This window comes from Hymenobacter sp. B81, assembly GCF_044628455.1.
Classification (GTDB): domain Bacteria; phylum Bacteroidota; class Bacteroidia; order Cytophagales; family Hymenobacteraceae; genus Solirubrum.
In genome coordinates, this window is sequence record NZ_JBIYZW010000003.1 from 38,306 (window position 1) to 57,934 (window position 19,629).

The following is a 19,629-nucleotide window of genomic DNA, read 5'->3' on the forward strand; positions in this document are numbered from 1 at the left end:
TCGGCAACCGGCCGGGGCGCGCAAATCGGGGGGATTCCAGAGTGGCCAAATGGATCAGACTGTAAATCTGCTGTCTTCGGACTTCGGAGGTTCGAATCCTCCTCCCCCCACACCCTTTTTCTTGTCAGTGCCCTTTACGCGGGAGTAGCTCAGTTGGTAGAGCGGCAGCCTTCCAAGCTGCAGGTCGCGGGTTCGAACCTCGTCTCCCGCTCACTTTCGCCAGCAAGGCCCTGACAAGAAGTAAAGCAACCAGCCGTTGTAGCTCAGGGGTAGAGCACTTCCTTGGTAAGGAAGAGGTCCGGGGTTCAAATCCCCGCAACGGCTCAGAGTGAACCCAACGGGGCAGCGCGCCTGTCGCCGTCTGGCCTGCAAGAAGCGACGTGCAGTTTTTTCCTAGGAGAAGTCTGCGTATCGCTTTCGTGCAGTATAACCACAGCGCGTTTCTCTTTTTCCTCAAAATTTCTTCCCAATCTCTTTACAATGGCTAAAGAAACTTTTGACCGTTCCAAGCCGCACGTAAACATCGGCACGATCGGTCACGTGGACCACGGCAAAACGACCCTGACCGCTGCCATCACCACGGTGCTGGCCAACAAAGGTCTGGCCGCCAAGCGTGACTTCTCCTCGATCGACAACGCGCCCGAGGAAAAAGAGCGTGGTATCACCATCAACACCGCTCACGTCGAGTACTCCACCGAAAACCGTCACTACGCTCACGTTGACTGCCCTGGTCACGCTGACTACGTGAAGAACATGGTAACGGGTGCTGCCCAGATGGACGGCGCTATCCTCGTGGTAGCTGCTACCGACGGCCCGATGCCCCAGACCCGTGAGCACATCCTGCTGGCTCGCCAGGTAGGTGTACCGCAGCTGGTAGTGTTCATGAACAAAGTGGACATGGTGGATGACCCCGAGCTGCTTGAGCTGGTGGAAATGGAAATCCGCGAACTGCTCTCGTTCTACGACTTCGACGGCGACAACATTCCGGTTATCCAAGGCTCGGCCCTGGGCGGCCTGAACGGCGACGCTACCTGGGTTCCCAAAATCGAGGAGCTGATGGCCGCGGTTGACTCGTTCATTCCGATTCCTCCCCGTCTGACCGACCAGCCCTTCCTGATGCCGGTAGAAGACGTGTTCTCGATTACGGGTCGTGGCACGGTTGCCACCGGTCGTATCGAGCGCGGCGTAATCAACTCGGGTGAAGCCGTTGAAATCCTGGGCATGGGTGCTGAAAACCTCAAGTCGGTAGTAACCGGCGTTGAGATGTTCCGCAAAATCCTGGACCGTGGCGAAGCTGGCGACAACGTAGGTCTGCTGCTCCGTGGCATTGAAAAAGAAGCCATCCGTCGCGGCATGGTTATCTGCAAGCCCGGCTCGGTAACCCCCCACAAAAAATTCAAGGCTGAGGTTTACGTGCTGTCGAAAGAGGAAGGTGGCCGTCACACGCCCTTCTTCAACAACTACCGTCCGCAGTTCTACTTCCGCACCACCGACGTAACCGGCATCATCTCGCTGGCCGAAGGCGTGGAAATGGTAATGCCCGGCGACAACGTGACCATCTCGGTAGAGCTGATCAACGCCGTGGCCATGGAAAAAGGTCTGCGCTTCGCTATCCGCGAAGGTGGCCGTACGGTAGGTGCCGGTCAGGTGACCGAAATCCTCGACTAATTTCCGCTGAATCAAGACAATCCGCCTCCGATTTTTCGGGGGCGGATTTGTTTTGTATAAACAGTTTCCTACATTTGCAGTCCCATTCGGAATCCTCTGAAATGGGAAACGCTTACACGGGCGTAGTTCAAGGGTAGAATAGAGGTCTCCAAAACCTTTGATGGGAGTTCGAATCTCTCCGCCCGTGCTGATTCCAAATGGCCGGCCGCTGGTGCAGCGGCCGCTTTTGCCTTACCGTCAACCGGCACATCAATCATGGACAAGCTGACGAAATACTTCCGCGACACCGTCGAGGAGATGCGCTACAAGACTACGTGGCCGACCTTCGCCGAGCTGCAGAAGAGCGCCGGCATGGTGCTCATCGGCTCCATCGCGTTTGCCATCGTGGTCGGTCTGATGGATGTGTCGTTTGAGTCGCTGTTGAAGGCGTTCTACAACTCGTTCCGCTAGCCCAGACTTAAGCTAATCCGATGGGAGAATTGAAGTGGTACGTGGTTCGCTCGGTGAGCGGACAAGAAAAGAAAGCCAAGCAGTACCTCGAAACCGAGATTCACCGCCACGGCCTCGATGAGTTGGTACCGCAGGTGCTGATTCCGGCCGAGAAGGTGTACGAGATGCGCAACGGCAAGAAGCGGGTGCGCGAGCGGAGCTTCTTTCCCGGCTACATCCTGATTCATGCCGACCTGACCCACGGCGAGGTAGACCACATCATCACCAGCACGCCTGGGGTGCTGGGCTTCCTCAGCGACAAGGAAGGCAAAACCGCCAACACCAAGCCCGTGCCGCTGCGCATGAGCGAAGTAAACCGCATCCTCGGCATCGTGGATGAAACGGAAGAGCAGACCGCCACGCTGGAGGTGCCTTTCGTGGTGAACGAAACGGTGAAGGTTATCGACGGACCGTTCAACGGTTTCTCGGGCACAGTCAACGAGGTGTTCGAGGAGCGCAAGAAGCTGAACGTGATTGTCAAGATTTTCGGCCGTGCCCAGCCCGTAGAGCTGAGCTACACGCAGGTCGAGAAAGAAGTATAGACTGTTACAAGTACGGCCCCGGGTCAGCTGCTCCAGACCCGAGGTTGCTTCCATAGGAGCATTTTTGAACCGATGTTGGGCGCCACCCAACGTCGACCTTTAACCAACCCAAATGGCCAAGGAAATCAGAGGTTACCTGAAGCTTCAGGTAAAGGGAGGCGCGGCAAACCCTGCCCCGCCGATTGGACCTGCGCTTGGTTCGAAAGGCTTGAACATCATGGAATTCTGCAAGCAGTTCAACGCTCGCACCCAGGATAAAGCCGGCCAAGTGTTACCTGTTCTCATCACCATGTACACTGACAAGTCGTTTGACTTTGTCATCAAGACGCCGCCTGCGCCGATCCTGCTCATGGAAGCAGCGAAGATTCAGAGCGGGTCGAAAGAGCCGAACCGTAACAAGGTTGGCTCGGTGACCTGGGACCAAGTCCGCCAAATTGCCGAAACGAAAATGCCCGACTTGAACGCCTTCAAGATCGAGTCGGCCATGAAGCTCGTGGCTGGCACCGCTCGCAGCATGGGCCTCACCATTACGGGCGAAAGCCCCCTCACCAAGTAATCGGCTACGACCATGGCAAAAGTGAGCAAAAAGCGCAAGGAAGCCCTTGCCAAATTTGACCTGACGGAAGTACGCTCGCTGCAGGATGCGGCCAAAGTGGTAAAGGAAATCACCTTCACCAAGTTTGACGCCTCGGTAGACATCGACGTACGCCTGGGTGTTGACCCCCGCAAAGCCGACCAGATGGTACGTGGCGTAGCCACGCTGCCCCACGGTACCGGCAAAACGGTTCGCGTGCTGGCGCTGGTGACTCCGGACAAGGAAGCCGAAGCTACCGCTGCTGGTGCTGACTTCGTTGGTCTGGACGACTACATCGCCAAGATCGAGAAGGGCTGGACCGACATCGACGTAATCATCACGATGCCGGCCGTAATGGCCAAAGTAGGCCGTCTGGGCCGCGTATTGGGTCCGCGTGGCCTGATGCCGAACCCCAAGTCGGGCACCGTAACCACGGACGTAGCCAAGGCCGTGCAGGAAGTGAAGGCTGGTAAGATCGACTTCAAAGTTGACAAGACCGGCATCATTCACACCTCGGTTGGCAAAGTGTCGTTCACCGAGGACAAACTCGCGGAAAACGCACTGGAGCTGATCCAGACCCTGCAGCGTCTGAAGCCTTCGTCGGCCAAGGGCACCTACATCAAGAGCATCACGCTCTCGAGCACGATGAGCCCGGGCGTACCGGTTGACACGCAGGTTAATTCCGCCAAATAAGCAACGCGCCTGATCATGACGAAGGAAGAAAAATACGCCCTCGTAGATGAGCTGGCCGAGAAGTTCGGCGAATACAGCTTCTTCTACCTCACGGATGCCTCGGGCATGACCGTGGCGAAGATCAACGAATTCCGTCGCCTGTGCTACACGCGCGGCATGGAGTACAAGGTCTACAAGAACACCCTGATCCGCAAAGCGCTGGACCGCCTCTCGGGCGACACCGCCGAGCTGGATGCAGCCCTGAAAGGCCAGTCGGGCATCCTGTTCTCGAAAGAGTCGGGCTCGGCCCCTGCCAAGCTGCTGAAGGACTTTTACAAGTCGCAGAACTACGGCAAGAACGTAGTGCCGAAGCCGGTGCTGAAAGGCGCTTACCTCGACAGCGACCTGTTCGTGGGTGCCAACCAGCTCGAAACGCTGGCCACCATCAAAGGCAAGCAGGAACTCATCGGTGAAATCATCGGTCTGCTCCAGTCGCCCGCCAAAAACGTTATCGGCGCTCTGCAGAGCGGCGGCAACAAGCTGGCTGGCATCCTCAAAACCCTCTCGGAAAAAGAAGAGGCCGCAGGCTAACCGCTGCTCTCTTTCATTCAATTCAATCGTTTTCAACAACACCCCCAAATTTTTTGCAAAATGGCAGATCTGAAAGCATTTGCAGAGCAGCTCGTTAGCCTGACCGTTAAAGAAGTTAACGAACTGGCAACCATCCTGAAGGACGAGTACGGCATCGAGCCGGCAGCTGCTGCTCCGGTAATGATGGCTGGCGGTGGCGCTGGCGCTGCTGCTGAGGCTCCCGAAGAGAAGACTTCGTTCGACGTAATCCTGAAGTCAGCTGGCGCTCAGAAACTGGCTGTAGTGAAGCTGGTGAAAGACCTGACCGGCCTGGGCCTGAAGGAAGCCAAAGAACTGGTTGACGGCGCTCCGAAGCCCCTGAAAGAAGGTGTTGCCAAAGACGAGGCTGAAGGCCTGAAGAAGCAGCTGGAAGAAGCTGGTGCTGAAGTAGAGGTTAAGTAATTACCCTCCGACCCCACCTGCTTCATCGGACGGACCCCGCGGTTACCGGTGACCATTCAGTCAGCCGTTTCCGTTTCGACCCGCCCAACAAGCATGGAGAAGGCCTGGCAACTAAGTCAGGTCTTTTCCTGTTTGTAGCCTACAAACTTTGCCAAACGCGGTTTCCACGCCCCCAGGGGCGTTTTCGCGCGTCTACGTGGGGAATCTACGCAAAGTTTGACGTTTCACCCCCAGACATTTTAACCCCCTTACACGTTGGCTACACGCAAGAAAACGGCTTCGGCCGAGGAGCGGATCAACTTCGCCAAGATTAAGAAGGTTATTGAGTATCCGGATTTCCTGGACGTGCAGTTGCAGTCGTTCCAGGATTTCTTTCAGCTCGAGACGGCCGCCGAGAATCGTACGGATGAAGGTTTGTTCAAGGTGTTTGCCGAGAACTTCCCGATTTCGGACTCGCGCGAGAATTTCGTGCTGCAGTTTATGGATTACCACGTCGATCCGCCCAAGTACTCGGTCGACGAGTGCATCGACCGCGGCCTGACGTACTCGGTACCCCTGAAGGCCAAGCTGCGCCTGCTGTGCAACGACGCCGACAACGAGGACTTCGAAACCATCGAGCAGGAAGTGTTCCTCGGGAACATTCCCTACATGACGGAAAAGGGCTCCTTCGTCATTAACGGGGCCGAGCGGGTTATCGTATCGCAGCTGCACCGCTCGCCGGGCGTGTTCTTCGCCCAGAGCAAGCACACCAACGGTACCAAGCTGTACTCGGCGCGCATCATTCCGTTCAAGGGCTCGTGGATTGAGTTTGCCACGGACGTGAACAACGTGATGTACGCCTACATCGACCGCAAGAAGAAATTCCCGGTTACCACGCTGCTGCGCGCCATCGGCTACGGCACCGACAAAGACATCCTCGACCTGTTCGGGCTGTCGGAAGAGGTGAAGGCCGACAAGAAAACCCTCAAGAAAGTAGTTGGCCGCAAGCTGGCCGCCCGCGTGCTGCGCACCTGGACGGAAGACTTCGTGGATGAGGACACCGGCGAGGTAGTTTCCATCGACCGCAACGAGGTGCTGCTGGAGCGCGACTCGACCGTGGAGGACGAGGACATCGACACCATCGTGAACTCGGGGGTGAAGTCCATCATCCTGCACCGCGAAAATGTCAACATCGCCGACTTCGCCATCATCTACAACACCCTGCAGAAAGACAACTCCAACTCGGAGAAGGAAGCTGTAGAGCAGATTTACCGTCAGCTGCGCAACACCGAAGCACCCGACGAAGAAACTGCCCGTGACATCATCCAGAAGCTGTTCTTCTCGGATAAGCGTTATGACTTGGGGGATGTGGGCCGCTACCGCATCAACAAGAAGCTGGGCCTCGACAAGAACTGGGAAGCCCGTGTACTGACCAACGAGGACATCGTCCTGATCGTGAAGTACCTGATCGGCCTGATCAACTCGAAGGCCGTAGTCGACGACATTGACCACTTGTCGAACCGCCGCGTGCGCACCGTGGGCGAGCAGCTTTACGCCCAGTTCGGCGTGGGCCTGGCCCGCATGGCGCGTACCATCAAGGAGCGCATGAACGTGCGCGACAACGAGGACTTCAAGCCCGTTGACCTGATCAACGCCCGCACGCTGTCGTCGGTTATCAACTCGTTCTTCGGCACCAACCAGTTGTCGCAGTTCATGGACCAAACCAACCCGCTGGCCGAAGTGACGCACAAGCGTCGCGTATCGGCACTCGGGCCGGGCGGTCTGTCGCGCGAACGGGCAGGTTTCGAAGTACGTGACGTACACTACACGCACTACGGCCGCCTCTGCACCATCGAAACGCCGGAAGGACCGAACATCGGTCTGATTTCGTCGCTGTGCGTGCACGCCCGCGTGAACTCAATGGGCTTCATCGAAACGCCCTACCGCACCGTGCAGAACGGCATGGTAGACATGAGCGAGAACGTGAAGTACCTGACGGCCGAAGAGGAAGACACCCACCACATCGCGCAGGCCAACGCCCGCCTCGATGACAACGGCAACTTCCTGTCGGACCGCGTGAAGGGCCGCTTCGAGGGTGACTTCCCGGTGGTAGAGCCGGCCGAGTACACCTACATGGACATTGCCCCGAACCAGATTGTATCGGTGGCCGCGTCGATGATTCCGTTCCTGGAGCACGACGACGCCAATCGTGCGCTGATGGGCTCGAACATGCAGCGCCAGGCCGTGCCGTTGCTGCGGCCGCAGGCGCCCATCGTGGGTACCGGTCTCGAAGGCCGCGTAGCCATCGACTCGCGCGCCCTGGTCGTGGCCGAAGGCCCCGGCACCATCGACTACGTGGATGCCAACAAGATCATCGTCAAGTACGACCTCTCGGCCGAAGACATCCTCGTGAGCTTCGACGCCGAGCGCGTAACCTACGATCTGATCAAGTTCCGTCGCACCAACCAGGATACCTGCATCAACCTGACCCCGATCGTGAAGCGCGGGGAGCGGGTCGAGAAAGGTCAGCCCCTGTGCGAAGGCTACGCAACCGAAGGCGGCGAGCTGGCCCTGGGTCGTAACATGCAGGTGGCATTTATGCCCTGGCAGGGTTACAACTTCGAGGATGCCATCGTGATTTCGGAGAAGGTAGTCCGCGACGACATCTTCACCTCGATTCACATCGAAGAGTTCGAGCTGGAAGTCCGCGAAACCAAGCGCGGCGAAGAAGAGCTGACCTCGGAAATTCCGAACGTGAGCGAGGAAGCCGTGCGCAACCTCGACGAGAACGGCATTATCCGCATCGGCGCGGAAGTGCGCGAAGGCGACATCCTGATCGGCAAGATTACGCCCAAGGGCGAAACCGACCCGACCCCGGAAGAGAAGCTGCTGCGCGCCATCTTCGGCGACAAAGCCGGCGACGTGAAGGACGCCTCCCTCAAGGCGCCGCCCTCCCTGCAGGGCGTGGTTATCGAAACCAAGCTGTTCTCGCGCCCCAAGAAAGACAAAAACCTGCGGGCCAAGTCCAAGCGCGAAGTGGAGGAGCTTAAGGAGCGCTACGCCGCCGAGCTGCGCGGGGTGCGGGCTGTGATGATCGACAAGCTGGTGCAGTTGCTCGAGGGCAAAACCTCGCAGGGCATCAAGCACCGCTTCGGCGATGAAATCCTGTCGAAGGGCGTGAAATTCGGGAAGAAGAACATCTCGGAAGCACTGTTCCCCGACAAGAACCCCTACAAGGACGAGAGCAACTACGCCGTGCCCGAGGAGGTGAACATGTTCAAGGACCTGATCCTGGAGAACTGGACCGCCGACGAGAAGGTGAACCGCATGCTGGTGGAGCTGGTGAAAAACTACACCAAGCGCCGCAACATCGTAACGGCCCGCTTCAAGCGCGACCGGTTTACGCTGGAAGTAGGCGACGAGCTGCCCGCCGGCATCGTGCAGCTGGCCAAGGTGTACATCGCCAAGAAGCGCAAGCTGAAGGTGGGTGACAAGATGGCCGGCCGCCACGGTAACAAGGGCGTAGTAGCCCGTATCGTGCGCGACGAGGACATGCCCTTCCTGCCCGACGGCACCCCGATGGACATCGTGCTCAACCCGCTGGGGGTACCGAGCCGCATGAACATCGGCCAGATCTACGAAACGGTACTGGGCTGGGCCGGCCTCAAGCTGGGCCGCAAGTACTCGACGCCCATCTTCGACGGGGGTACCGAAGAAGAGGTGGCCAAGGAGCTGACCGACGCCGGCCTGCCGGATTGGGGCCGGGCCTACCTGCACGACGGCCTCTCGGGCGACCGTTTCGACCAGCCGGTAACCGTGGGCGTGATTTACATGCTCAAGCTCGGTCACTTGGTCGACGACAAGATGCACGCCCGTTCCATCGGTCCGTACTCGCTCATCACGCAGCAGCCGCTGGGTGGTAAGGCGCAGTTCGGTGGCCAGCGCTTCGGCGAAATGGAAGTGTGGGCCCTGGAAGCCTTCGGCGCCTCGAACATCCTGCAGGAAATCCTGACGGTGAAATCGGACGACGTGATTGGCCGCGCCAAAGCCTACGAAGCCATTGTGAAGGGCGACGTGCTGCCCAAGCCGAATATCCCGGAGTCGTTCAACGTACTCATTCACGAGCTGCGTGGTCTGGCCCTGGAAATCACGCTGGACTAGTTAATAGCTGCGAACAGAATGGTTGTCGGCGCCTGCGGGGGCCGGCAACCATTTCGCGCGTAGTACGAGCGGCTGCAAGACATGCTTTCCGGGTGCTGTTCCGAGATATGGTCAGGACAGCTCAATCCACCCGAAAAGTCATCAACCGGCCGGTCGAAGGAAGCCACAACCTGGCTTCACCCTCAGACCTGATAAAACCTACTGCGCGGCGTACCTATCCGACCCGCAGAGCACTTTTACCTGAGTCGAACTGTTACCCGATTCTGCGGTCTGGCTTCGGCCAGGTACAGGAACGGAAACAGTGAACAGCAACAAGCTAACAGCTTAACAAACAAGCAACATGGCGTTTGCAAAAACGAAAAAGCTGGTGCAGGACTTCTCGAAAGTCACCATCTCGCTCGCCTCTCCCGAAGCCATTCTGGAGCGCTCGAACGGGGAAGTAGTGAAGCCCGAGACGATCAACTACCGCACGTACAAGCCCGAAATGGGCGGTCTGTTCTGCGAGCGGATCTTCGGGCCGGTGAAGGACTGGGAGTGCCACTGCGGCAAATACAAGCGCATTCGCTACAAGGGCATCATCTGCGACCGTTGCGGCGTGGAGGTGACCGAGAAGAAAGTGCGCCGCGAGCGGATGGGCCACATCGAACTGGTGGTGCCCGTCGCGCACATCTGGTACTTCAAGTCGCTGCCCAATAAAATCGGCTACCTGCTGGGCCTGCCCACCAAGAAGCTCGACCAGATCATCTACTACGAGCGTTACGTGGTAGTGCAGCCGGGCGTGCTCGAGGCCGAAGGCGTGCAGCAGTACGACTTCCTGACGGAAGACGAATACCTGGACATCATCGACAAGCTCCCCCGCGAGAACCAGATGCTGCCCAACGAGGACCCGCAGAAGTTCATCGCCCGCATGGGTGCCGACGCGCTGTACATGCTGCTCGAGCGCCTGAACCTGGACGAGCTGAGCTACTCGCTGCGCGACTCCGCCGCCCACGAAACCTCGCAGCAGCGCAAGGCCGAAGCCCTGAAGCGCCTGCGCGTGGTGGAAGCCTTCCGCGAAGCCAACACCCGCGTGGAAAACCGTCCCGAGTGGATGGTGATTCGCATGGTGCCGGTAATTCCGCCGGAGCTGCGCCCCCTGGTGCCCCTGGACGGTGGCCGCTTTGCTACCTCCGACCTGAACGACCTGTACCGTCGCGTTATCATCCGCAACAACCGCCTCAAGCGCCTGATCGAAATCAAGGCGCCGGAGGTGATTCTGCGCAACGAGAAGCGCATGCTGCAGGAAGCCGTGGACTCGCTGTTCGACAACTCGCGCAAGGTGAATGCCGTGCGCGCCGAAGGCAACCGCGCCCTGAAGTCGCTGTCCGACATGCTGAAAGGCAAGCAGGGCCGCTTCCGTCAGAACCTGCTCGGTAAGCGCGTCGACTACTCGGGCCGTTCGGTTATCGTGGTGGGCCCCGAGCTGAAGCTGCACGAGTGCGGTCTGCCCAAGAACATGGCGGCCGAGCTGTTCAAACCGTTCATCATCCGCAAGCTCATCGAGCGCGGCATCGTGAAGACGGTGAAGTCGGCCAAGAAAATCGTGGACCGCAAGGACGCCGTGGTATGGGACATCCTGGAGAACGTGCTGAAAGGCCACCCGGTGCTCCTGAACCGTGCTCCTACGCTGCACCGTCTGGGTATCCAGGCGTTCCAGCCGCGCCTGATCGAGGGCAAGGCCATCCAGCTGCACCCGCTGGTGTGTACCGCCTTCAACGCTGACTTTGACGGTGACCAGATGGCCGTGCACGTGCCCCTCGGGCCGGCCGCCGTGCTGGAAGCCTCCATGCTCATGCTGGCCTCGCACAACATCCTGAACCCGGCCAACGGCGCGCCCATCGCGGTACCGTCGCAGGACATGGTTCTGGGCTTGTACTACGTGACCAAAGGCAAGCGCAGCACCGAAACCGAGAAGATTCAGGGCGAAGGCATGACCTTCTACTCCTCGGAGGAAGTGGTTATTGCTATCAACGAAAAGCAACTCTCGAAGCAGGCCTACATCAAGGTGCGCACGAAGGTGCGCGACGAGAACGACCAGCTCGTGACCAAGGTCATCGAGACGGTGGCCGGCCGCGTGCTCTTCAACCTGCACGTGCCCGAGGAGGTAGGCTTCGTGGACGAGCTGCTCACCAAGAAGAAGCTCCAGCAGATCATCTCGCTGGTGTTCAAGCGCACGGGCATGGCCCGTACCGCTCAGTTCCTCGACGACATCAAGACCCTCGGCTTCCAGTCGGCCTTCAAAGGCGGTCTGAGCATGGGTCTGGGTGACATTCAGATTCCGAAGGAGAAGGACGCCCTCATCGCGCAGGCCAAGGCCGACGTGGATGCGGTAACCCAGAACTACCAGATGGGTCTGATTACCGACAACGAGCGTTACAACCAGGTTATCGACATCTGGACGCGCATCAACAACCAGATTACGGAGACGCTCATGCGTCGTCTCGAAACGGACGACCAGGGTTTCAACTCGATCTACATGATGATGCACTCCGGTGCCCGCGGCTCGCGCGAGCAGATTCGTCAGCTCGGCGGGATGCGTGGTCTGATGGCCAAGCCGCAGAAGTCGTTGCAGGGTTCGGTCGGTGAAATCATCGAAAACCCGATCCTGTCCAACTTCAAAGAAGGCCTGGACGTAATCGAGTACTTCATTTCGACCCACGGTGCCCGTAAGGGTCTGGCCGACACCGCTCTGAAGACGGCTGACGCCGGCTACCTGACGCGTCGTCTGGTAGACGTGTCGCAGGACGTGATTGTAAACGACGTGGACTGCGGTACGCTGCGCGGCATCGAGACCTTCGCCCTGAAGGACAACGAAGACGTGGTAGAGCCGCTGGCCGAGCGTATCCTGGGCCGCGTGGCGGTGCACGATATCATCGACCCGCTCACCGACGAGATTATCCTGCCGGCTGGCGAGGAAATCACCGAGGAAATCACCCGTCGCATCGACAACACCAGCATTGAATCGGTGGAAATCCGCTCGGTGCTGACCTGCGAAGCCAAGCGTGGGATCTGCGGCAAGTGCTACGGTCGTAACCTGTCGTCGGGCCGCATGGTCCAGAAAGGCGAAGCGGTCGGCGTAATTGCGGCCCAGTCCATCGGCGAACCGGGTACCCAGCTCACGCTGCGTACCTTCCACGTGGGTGGTACGGCCTCCAACATCGCCGTTGAAGCCAGCATCCGCGCCAAGTTCGCCGGCGTCATCGAGTTCGAGGATATCCGCACCGTGGATACCGTGACCGAGGACGGCGTGAAGGGCAAAGTGGTGATGGGCCGCTCGGGTGAAGTGCGCATCGTGGAGAAAGGCACCGGCAAGGTGTTTATCTCGAACCACGTGCCCTACGGCTCGTTCCTGCTGGTGGAAGAAGGCCAGGAGGTGGAGAAGGGCGACGAACTCAACAACTGGGACCCGTACAACGCGGTTATCCTGGCCGAGTTCGACGGCACCATCAACTACGACGGCATCAAGGAGGGCATCACCTACCGCGAGGAGTCGGACGAACAGACCGGTCACCGCGAGAAGGTCATCATCGAGTCGAAAGACAAGACGATGGCTCCCGCCATCATCGTGAAAGCCGGCAAGAAGGGCGGCGACGAAGCGCAGAAAGCCTACAACATCCCAGTTGGTTCGCACATCAACGTGGAGAACGGCGAGAAAATCAAGGCCGGTCACATCCTAGCCAAGATTCCCCGCGCCGTGGGCAAGACCCGCGACATCACCGGTGGTCTGCCCCGCGTAACCGAGCTGTTCGAGGCCCGCAACCCGTCGAACCCGGCCGTTGTGGCCGAAATCGACGGCGTGGTAACCTACGGCACGGTGAAGCGCGGCAACCGCGAAATCTTCGTCGAGTCGAAGGACGGCGTCAAGAAGAAGTACATGGTGCCGCTGTCCAAGCACATTCTGGTGCAGGACAACGACTTCATCCGCGCCGGCGCGCCGCTGTCGGATGGGGCCATTACCCCGATTGACATCCTGAATATTCAGGGCCCCGGCGCCGTGCAGGAGTACCTCGTGAACGAGATTCAGGAAGTGTACCGCTTGCAGGGGGTGAAAATCAACGACAAGCACATCGAGGTGGTCGTGCGCCAGATGATGCAGAAAGTCGTGATTATCGACCCGGGCGACACCTCGTTCCTCGAGCACCAGGTTATCGACAAGGTGACCTTCATGGAAGAAAACGACTCCATCATCGACATGAAAGTGGTGACGGACGAGGGCGATTCCACGGAGCTCAAGCGTGGTCAGATCGTGACGGCCCGCAAGCTGCGCGACGAAAACTCCTCGCTGCGCCGCCGCGACCTGAAGCTGGTAGAAGTGCGCGACGCTTCGCCGGCCGTATCGCGCCCCACGCTGCAGGGTATCACCCAGGCTTCGCTGGGCACGCAGTCGTTCATCTCGGCGGCTTCGTTCCAGGAGACGACCAAGGTGCTGTCGGAGGCTGCCATCCGTGGCAAGGCCGACGAGCTGCTGGGCCTGAAGGAGAACGTGATTGTTGGTCACCTCATCCCGGCCGGTACCGGCCTGCGGGAGTACCAGCGCATCATCGTGGGCTCGACCGAAGACCCCGAGCCGGTGGCCGCTGCCCCGGCCGCGGCCGAGGCCCGGCCCCGCGCCAGCCGCAGCAAGCGCGAAGTATCGGCCGAGTAATCGACTGATCGAGTAAGGAAGCCCGCCGGAAGCAATTCTGGCGGGCTTTTCTTGTGTTGGGGCCTACCGCCGCGGCCCTTGGGGCGAGTATCAGTACCCTTGCTCGGAACTGTCGGCACGTTTGTCTGGAAGCGACAGTACGTTTCCGCCAACTCGTCCTATCGTCTTGGGCAAAAGACTGCAGTCTTTTGGGTGAAAGACCGCAGTCTTTTTGGCAAGTCGTAATAACGTGTTGGGCAGAAACTGCTGACGAGCGGTGCCGGACGTGCTGTTGCGGGCTTCAACCCTTAACGGAAGTCTGCGGCAGAAGCAATTCCGGCGGGCTTGCCTTTTCGGGTTATCTTGGACAACGTATCCCGATGTGCCGGAAGCTATGCCAGATTGCTTACTCCGCCAGCTGAACACGACCCCGGAAAGTCACGTGAAGGCCTCCCAAAAGAATGTGCGCCCCGAGGATTTCATAGCTCTGATACGTTACAACACCGCTGAGGAGGGCGGGCGCCGCACACCAGTGCGTTCTGGCTACCGAGCGCAGGTAAGGTTTCCCTTCGATGAAATGCAGACGTCGGGTTTGCAGGTATTTATCAATCAAGATGAGTGCTGGCCCGGGGAAGAAGTTGAAGCCAAGGTATACCTCGTATCAGCCTGCCTGTTCGAGCGTAAACTATTGGTGGGCGAGGTATTTGAAATCCGGGAAGGGGCGCGTGTAGTGGGGATAGGCGTAATCAAGCAGTTCACCAACGAGAAGCTCCGCCGGGCTGCGGATGCGTACAGTGGCTAGTAAAGCAACTTTTAAAAATTACCTTCATCCAAGCTAAGGCTGTACGTAGCTTGGGCCTACCGATTCTTCGTCACTTCCCGCAACCTAATATGACCCAACAACCGCCCACTCCTGGCCCCGAAGAACAGCAGATCAACATCGAACTCTCGGAAGACATTGCCGAAGGCGAGTACGCCAACCTGGCCATGATTGCCCACAGCAGCAGCGAGTTCGTTATCGACTTCATCCGGCTGATGCCAGGCCTGCCCAAAGCCAAGGTGAAGGCTCGCGTGGTCATCACTCCCGAGCACGCCAAGCGCCTGCTCGCGGCCCTGGCTGACAACATCGAACGCTACGAGCGCAGCTTCGGCCCGGTGAAAGCCCAGGGCGAGATGCCCAGCTTCCCGATGAACTTCAGCGGGACGATGGGGGAGGCCTAGGCCCTTCTCCCGCGCGTTTCAACAGGGCCAGGGCGGCAACGCGGCTGGCCCTTATCATTGCCCATTATGCCGCCCCTCGACCGTTTCTCCGGCCACGCCGCCCAGTACGCACAGTTCCGCATCGGCTACCCGCCGGCGCTCTACGACTTTCTGCTTTCCCTCACGCCCGGCCGGGCGGCGGCCTGGGACTGCGGCACCGGCAACGGCCAGGTAGCCGCCGATCTAGCGCCGCACTTCACCCGCGTAGAAGCTACCGACATCAGCCCGGAGCAGCTGGCGCAGGTCGTGCCGCAGCCGAATGTTCACTACCGCGTCAGCCCCGCCGAACGCACGCCCTTTGCCGCCGGCAGCTTCGACCTGATAACCGTGGCGCAGGCCCTGCACTGGTTCGACGCCGAGGCGTTTCACCGCGAGGCGCGGCGCGTGGCCCGGCCCGGGGCCGTGGTGGCCGAGTGGGGCTACGGCCTGGTGAAGGTCAACGAGCAGATCGACCCGCTGATTCAGCACTTCTACACCCGCATCGTCGGGCCGTACTGGGACGCGAACCGCCGCCACATCGACGACGAGTTTGCTTGCCTTCCGTTTCCGTTTTCCCAGATGCAGCAGTGCAGATTTGCGGAGCGCCAAAGCTGGGATGCCGAGCGGTTTCTGCGTTATTTGCAGACCTGGAGCAGCGTGCAGCGCTACCGCCGGGCAGTAGGGGAGGAGCCGCTGGGGCAAATTGAGCCACAGCTGCGGGCACTGTGGGGCGAAGAAAAGCGCGAGGTGTGCTTCCCGATCTTTCTGCGCGCCGGGTCCATTACCGAGCAGTAAGTAAACCAATATATCATTCTGGTTTATTGGTAACTAAGTTTACCGAAAGCAGCAATGTGTTTAGTGGAAATGGGCTACGAGTACCGCATTATCTGCGTGCTGACGACTGAGCAGGCCGCCGCCATTCTTGGCACAGCCCCGCACTTGGATTACCGCGACGAGCTGGGCCGGCATGAATACCGCGGCTCGGGCAGCTTAACCGGAATGCCAGACGCCGAGCTGCAGCGCGCCGAGTACGGCCTCTACTTCTGCGACTACGGCCGCAGCCACACGAGTCTGACGGTGCTGGGCTACGTGCTCAGCCGCTGCGCCGACCTGGGCCCGGTGACCTTGCAGGCGCTGGAATAGCCCCGCCGGGGGCTGAGCCAGTGCCCTCTCTCCTTGTATAAGGTCGCCTGCAGGGCCGTAGAGCGGGTGAAGGGGCAAAACCGGGCGGAGCAACGCACTGAGTTTGAGCAGTACAAGCCTTTCGCGGTTAGTTAGAATCCTCGTTTGCTATTGTAAATCAGACTGTCTACCTTTGCAAGCCTAATTTTTTGGGAGAAGACCCTCCCGGCACAAACCCCATTTAGATGCCAACCATCAACCAATTAGTGCGCAAAGGCCGCGAGAAGCTGACGACGAAATCCAAGTCGCCGGCTCTTGATTCGTGCCCCCAGCGCCGTGGCGTGTGCACCCGCGTGTACACCACCACGCCCAAGAAGCCGAACTCGGCCATGCGTAAAGTAGCTCGCGTGCGCCTGACCAACGGCAAGGAAGTTAACGCCTACATCCCGGGCGAAGGCCACAACCTGCAGGAGCACAGCATCGTGCTGATCCGCGGTGGCCGCGTAAAAGACCTGCCGGGCGTGCGTTACCACATCATCCGTGGTGCCCTCGACACCGCCGGCGTAAACGGCCGTCTGCAGCGTCGCTCGAAGTACGGTGCCAAGCGTCCGAAGCCCGGCCAACCGGCCGCAGCAGCTGGCAAAGGCGGCAAACCCGCAGGTAAGAAAAAGTAATAAGGTCACTCTGACGGCTGTCAGTGCCTGAATCAGGGGTCTGAGTAATACGCCTCGCGGCGTGTGAAGCCTGATTCCACTCTAAGCACAGTCGCCAAGCCCTTTCGAAATCATGAGAAAAGCAAAACCGAAGAAGCGCATTCTGCTGCCGGACCCCAAGTTCGGCGAGACGCTGGTTACCCGTTTCGTTAACTACCTGATGTACGACGGCAAGAAGAGCCTCTCGTATGGCATCTTCTACGACGCCTTGGAGCAGGTAGAAGCCCGCACCAAGGAAAACGGCCTGGAGCAGTGGCGCAAAGCCCTGAACAACGTGATGCCGACCGTGGAAGTAAAGAGCCGCCGCGTAGGCGGTGCTACCTTCCAGGTGCCCACCGAAGTTCGCCCCGACCGTCGTATCGCCGTGGGTTCGAAATGGCTCATTCAATACTCGCGTCGTCGCGGTGAGAAGACCATGAAGGACAAGCTGGCCGGCGAAATCATTGCTGCCGCCAAAGGCGAAGGTGCCGCCGTCAAGAAGAAGGACGACACCCACCGCATGGCGGAAGCCAACAAGGCCTTCTCGCACTTCCGATTCTAAAGAGTTTTTAGGGACTTAGGAATTAGGACCTGGTGGTTTTGGTTAGCCCTCCACTAAGTTCTAAGCCCTAAGTCCCTAAGCCCTACTACGACAATGGCCGTAAATAAAGACCTTCAGTACCTCCGCAACATTGGGATTATGGCGCACATCGACGCCGGTAAGACCACCACGTCGGAGCGTATCCTCTACTACACCGGTAAAACCCACAAAATCGGGGAAGTGCACGAAGGTGCCGCCACGATGGACTGGATGGAGCAGGAGCAGGAGCGTGGTATCACCATCACGTCGGCTGCTACTACCACCTTCTGGAACTACCCCACGGACGCCAACGGCGACCCGACGCCAGAAACCAAGCAGTACAAAATCAACCTGATTGATACCCCCGGCCACGTTGACTTCACCGTAGAGGTTGAACGCTCGCTGCGGGTGCTCGACGGTGCCGTCGCTCTGTTCTGCGCCGTTTCGGGCGTAGAGCCGCAGTCGGAAACCGTATGGCGTCAGGCCGACAAGTACAAAGTGCCGCGCATCTGCTTCGTCAACAAGATGGACCGCGCCGGTGCTGACTTCTTCAAGGCCGTAACCGAAATCAAAGACAAGCTGGGCGCCAACCCCGTGCCCCTGCAGATTCCGATCGGTGCCGAAGACACCTTCAAGGGCGTAGTTGACCTGCTCACCGGCAAAGCCATCGTGTGGGACGACGCAACCCAGGGCAAATCGTACCACGAAATCCCGGTTCCCGAGGATCTGGTGGAGACGGTAGCCGAGTGGCGCCAGAAGCTGGTAGAAAGCGTAGCCGAATACGACGACGCCCTGCTGGAGAAATTCTTCGAAGATCCGGACAGCATCACCCGCGAGGAAATGATGGTCGTTATCCGCCAGGCGGTAATCGACATGAAGTTCTCGCCCGTAATGTGCGGCTCGGCCTTCAAAAACAAAGGTGTGCAGTCGATGCTGGACGGCGTAATGGCCTACCTGCCCTCGCCGCTCGACATGCCGGCTATCATCGGTACCAACCCCGACACGGGCGAGGAAGTAGAGCGTCACCCCGACAACTCGGAGCCGTTCACCGCCCTGGCGTTCAAGATTGCCACCGACCCCTTCGTGGGCCGTCTGTGCTTCTTCCGCTGCTACTCGGGTCAGCTCGAGTCGGGTTCGTACGTGTTCAACAACCGCACGGGCAAGAAGGAGCGCATCTCGCGTCTGATGCAGATGCACTCCAACAAGCAGAACCCCATCGACAAGATCCAGGCTGGTGACATTGCCGCCGGCGTGGGTTTCAAGGACATCAAGACCGGTGACACGCTGACGGAAGAGAAAGACCGTCTCGTACTCGAGTCGATGTCGTTCCCCGAGCCCGTAATCGGCTACGCTATTGAGCCGAAGACCCAGGCCGACGTGGACAAGATGGGTATGGCCATTGCCAAACTCGTGGAAGAAGACCCCACCCTGACGGTATTCACCGACCCCGAAACGGGCCAGACGGTACTGCGCGGCATGGGTGAGCTTCACCTGGAAATCATCATCGACCGGATGCGTCGCGAGTTCAAGGTTGAAATCAACCAGGGTGCTCCGCAGGTAGCCTACAAGGAGATGATTACCAAAACCATCGAGCACCGCGAAGTCTACAAGAAGCAGACGGGTGGTCGTGGTAAGTTCGCTCACATCGAGTTTGAACTGGGCCCGAAAGAAACCGAGCCGGAGAAACCCGGTCTGGAATTCGTCAACGGCATCACCGGTGGGGTTATTCCGCGCGAATTCATTGCCCCGATCCAGAAGGGTTTCGAAGAGGCCATGAAGAACGGCGTACTGGCCGGCTTCCCCATGGACTCGATGCGCGTGAAGATCTTCCACGGCTCGTACCACGATGTGGACTCGGACGCCCTGTCGTTCGAAATGGCGGCTCGTCTGGGCTACAAAGAGGCGGCCCCGCGCTGCGCGCCGAAGCTGCTCGAGCCCATCATGGCCGTTGAAGTAGTGTCGCCGGACGAGTACACGGGCCCGGTAACGGGTGACTTGAACCGTCGTCGTGGCATCATGAAAGGCATGGACACGAAGGCTGGTGCCCAGGTTATCAAGGCTGACGTTCCGCTGTCGGAACTGTTCGGCTACGTAACCGACCTGCGCACCATCTCCTCGGGCCGCGCTTCGGCTTCGCTTACCTTCTCGCACTACGAGCAGGTGCCGATGAACCTGGCCGAGGGCATCATCGCCAAAGTAAAAGGCGGTAAATAATC

The 19,629-nt window shown here is 59.1% G+C and carries 16 protein-coding genes and 4 tRNA genes; all 20 read left to right on the forward strand.

Annotated features, from left to right (window positions below):
- The first annotated feature begins 27 nt into the window (after positions 1 to 27).
- Positions 28 to 110 (forward strand) — tRNA-Tyr (locus ACE191_RS17045).
- Positions 111 to 138: 28 nt separating this feature from the next.
- Positions 139 to 211 (forward strand) — tRNA-Gly (locus ACE191_RS17050).
- Between the two features lie 41 nt (positions 212 to 252).
- Positions 253 to 324: transfer RNA gene (locus ACE191_RS17055), tRNA-Thr, on the forward strand.
- 156 nt (positions 325 to 480) lie between these two features.
- Positions 481 to 1,668, forward strand: coding sequence for an elongation factor Tu (gene tuf, locus ACE191_RS17060; RefSeq protein WP_400193457.1), 1,188 nt, complete (start codon positions 481 to 483; stop codon positions 1,666 to 1,668).
- Positions 1,669 to 1,784: 116 nt separating this feature from the next.
- Positions 1,785 to 1,855: transfer RNA gene (locus ACE191_RS17065), tRNA-Trp, on the forward strand.
- 68 nt (positions 1,856 to 1,923) lie between these two features.
- Positions 1,924 to 2,118 (forward strand): preprotein translocase subunit SecE, encoded by a 195-nt coding sequence (secE, locus tag ACE191_RS17070; RefSeq protein ID WP_400193458.1) that lies wholly within the window; start codon positions 1,924 to 1,926, stop codon positions 2,116 to 2,118.
- 20 nt (positions 2,119 to 2,138) lie between these two features.
- Positions 2,139 to 2,699: a transcription termination/antitermination protein NusG gene (gene nusG, locus ACE191_RS17075; RefSeq protein WP_151078228.1), complete on the forward strand. Its 561-nt coding sequence runs from the start codon at positions 2,139 to 2,141 to the stop codon at positions 2,697 to 2,699.
- Between the two features lie 112 nt (positions 2,700 to 2,811).
- Positions 2,812 to 3,255, forward strand: a complete 444-nt coding sequence (rplK, locus tag ACE191_RS17080; protein ID WP_078013211.1) for a 50S ribosomal protein L11 — start codon at positions 2,812 to 2,814, stop codon at positions 3,253 to 3,255.
- Positions 3,256 to 3,267: 12 nt separating this feature from the next.
- Complete coding sequence (gene rplA / locus ACE191_RS17085; RefSeq protein WP_400193459.1) at positions 3,268 to 3,966, forward strand: 50S ribosomal protein L1; 699 nt, start codon at positions 3,268 to 3,270, stop codon at positions 3,964 to 3,966.
- A 15-nt stretch (positions 3,967 to 3,981) separates the two neighbouring features.
- Positions 3,982 to 4,536 (forward strand): 50S ribosomal protein L10, encoded by a 555-nt coding sequence (gene rplJ, locus ACE191_RS17090; protein ID WP_345222285.1) that lies wholly within the window; start codon positions 3,982 to 3,984, stop codon positions 4,534 to 4,536.
- A gap of 60 nt (positions 4,537 to 4,596) precedes the next feature.
- Entirely contained in the window at positions 4,597 to 4,977 is a 381-nt protein-coding gene (gene rplL, locus ACE191_RS17095; protein WP_227765564.1) for a 50S ribosomal protein L7/L12, read from the forward strand.
- Positions 4,978 to 5,232: 255 nt separating this feature from the next.
- Positions 5,233 to 9,117, forward strand: a complete 3,885-nt coding sequence (gene rpoB / locus ACE191_RS17100) for a DNA-directed RNA polymerase subunit beta (protein ID WP_400193460.1) — start codon at positions 5,233 to 5,235, stop codon at positions 9,115 to 9,117.
- A 340-nt stretch (positions 9,118 to 9,457) separates the two neighbouring features.
- The gene (gene rpoC / locus ACE191_RS17105; protein WP_400193461.1) at positions 9,458 to 13,801 is read left to right on the forward strand and encodes a DNA-directed RNA polymerase subunit beta'; all 4,344 of its coding nucleotides are present in this window, start codon (positions 9,458 to 9,460) and stop codon (positions 13,799 to 13,801) included.
- Between the two features lie 373 nt (positions 13,802 to 14,174).
- Positions 14,175 to 14,582 carry a hypothetical protein gene (locus ACE191_RS17110; protein ID WP_400193462.1) on the forward strand — a complete coding sequence of 136 codons (408 nt, stop codon included), beginning with the start codon at positions 14,175 to 14,177 and terminating at the stop codon, positions 14,580 to 14,582.
- 89 nt (positions 14,583 to 14,671) lie between these two features.
- Positions 14,672 to 15,001, forward strand: a complete 330-nt coding sequence (locus ACE191_RS17115; protein WP_400193463.1) for a DUF3467 domain-containing protein — start codon at positions 14,672 to 14,674, stop codon at positions 14,999 to 15,001.
- A gap of 66 nt (positions 15,002 to 15,067) precedes the next feature.
- The gene (locus ACE191_RS17120; RefSeq protein ID WP_400193464.1) at positions 15,068 to 15,814 is read left to right on the forward strand and encodes a class I SAM-dependent methyltransferase; all 747 of its coding nucleotides are present in this window, start codon (positions 15,068 to 15,070) and stop codon (positions 15,812 to 15,814) included.
- Between the two features lie 54 nt (positions 15,815 to 15,868).
- Entirely contained in the window at positions 15,869 to 16,162 is a 294-nt protein-coding gene (locus ACE191_RS17125; protein ID WP_400193465.1) for a hypothetical protein, read from the forward strand.
- Positions 16,163 to 16,386: 224 nt separating this feature from the next.
- Positions 16,387 to 16,815, forward strand: a complete 429-nt coding sequence (rpsL, locus tag ACE191_RS17130) for a 30S ribosomal protein S12 (RefSeq protein WP_078013202.1) — start codon at positions 16,387 to 16,389, stop codon at positions 16,813 to 16,815.
- Between the two features lie 112 nt (positions 16,816 to 16,927).
- Positions 16,928 to 17,395 carry a 30S ribosomal protein S7 gene (gene rpsG / locus ACE191_RS17135; RefSeq protein WP_151078217.1) on the forward strand — a complete coding sequence of 156 codons (468 nt, stop codon included), beginning with the start codon at positions 16,928 to 16,930 and terminating at the stop codon, positions 17,393 to 17,395.
- Positions 17,396 to 17,488: 93 nt separating this feature from the next.
- Positions 17,489 to 19,627, forward strand: a complete 2,139-nt coding sequence (gene fusA, locus ACE191_RS17140) for an elongation factor G (protein ID WP_151078216.1) — start codon at positions 17,489 to 17,491, stop codon at positions 19,625 to 19,627.
- Positions 19,628 to 19,629: the final 2 nt, after the last annotated feature.

Excerpts from the sequence above, each read along its gene's own strand:
- rpsG (WP_151078217.1), top strand. The coding sequence starts at position 16,928 with ATGAGAAAAGCAAAACCGAAGAAGCGCATTCTGCTGCCGGACCCCAAG.
- rplA (WP_400193459.1), top strand. The coding sequence starts at position 3,268 with ATGGCAAAAGTGAGCAAAAAGCGCAAGGAAGCCCTTGCCAAATTTGAC.
- secE (WP_400193458.1), top strand. The coding sequence starts at position 1,924 with ATGGACAAGCTGACGAAATACTTCCGCGACACCGTCGAGGAGATGCGC.
- ACE191_RS17115 (WP_400193463.1), top strand. The coding sequence starts at position 14,672 with ATGACCCAACAACCGCCCACTCCTGGCCCCGAAGAACAGCAGATCAAC.
- ACE191_RS17120 (WP_400193464.1), top strand. The coding sequence starts at position 15,068 with ATGCCGCCCCTCGACCGTTTCTCCGGCCACGCCGCCCAGTACGCACAG.
- fusA (WP_151078216.1), top strand. The coding sequence starts at position 17,489 with ATGGCCGTAAATAAAGACCTTCAGTACCTCCGCAACATTGGGATTATG.
- rpsL (WP_078013202.1), top strand. The coding sequence starts at position 16,387 with ATGCCAACCATCAACCAATTAGTGCGCAAAGGCCGCGAGAAGCTGACG.
- ACE191_RS17125 (WP_400193465.1), top strand. The coding sequence starts at position 15,869 with ATGTGTTTAGTGGAAATGGGCTACGAGTACCGCATTATCTGCGTGCTG.
- ACE191_RS17110 (WP_400193462.1), top strand. The coding sequence starts at position 14,175 with ATGCCAGATTGCTTACTCCGCCAGCTGAACACGACCCCGGAAAGTCAC.
- rplJ (WP_345222285.1), top strand. The coding sequence starts at position 3,982 with ATGACGAAGGAAGAAAAATACGCCCTCGTAGATGAGCTGGCCGAGAAG.
- tuf (WP_400193457.1), top strand. The coding sequence starts at position 481 with ATGGCTAAAGAAACTTTTGACCGTTCCAAGCCGCACGTAAACATCGGC.
- rplL (WP_227765564.1), top strand. The coding sequence starts at position 4,597 with ATGGCAGATCTGAAAGCATTTGCAGAGCAGCTCGTTAGCCTGACCGTT.
- rpoC (WP_400193461.1), top strand. The coding sequence starts at position 9,458 with ATGGCGTTTGCAAAAACGAAAAAGCTGGTGCAGGACTTCTCGAAAGTC.
- rplK (WP_078013211.1), top strand. The coding sequence starts at position 2,812 with ATGGCCAAGGAAATCAGAGGTTACCTGAAGCTTCAGGTAAAGGGAGGC.
- nusG (WP_151078228.1), top strand. The coding sequence starts at position 2,139 with ATGGGAGAATTGAAGTGGTACGTGGTTCGCTCGGTGAGCGGACAAGAA.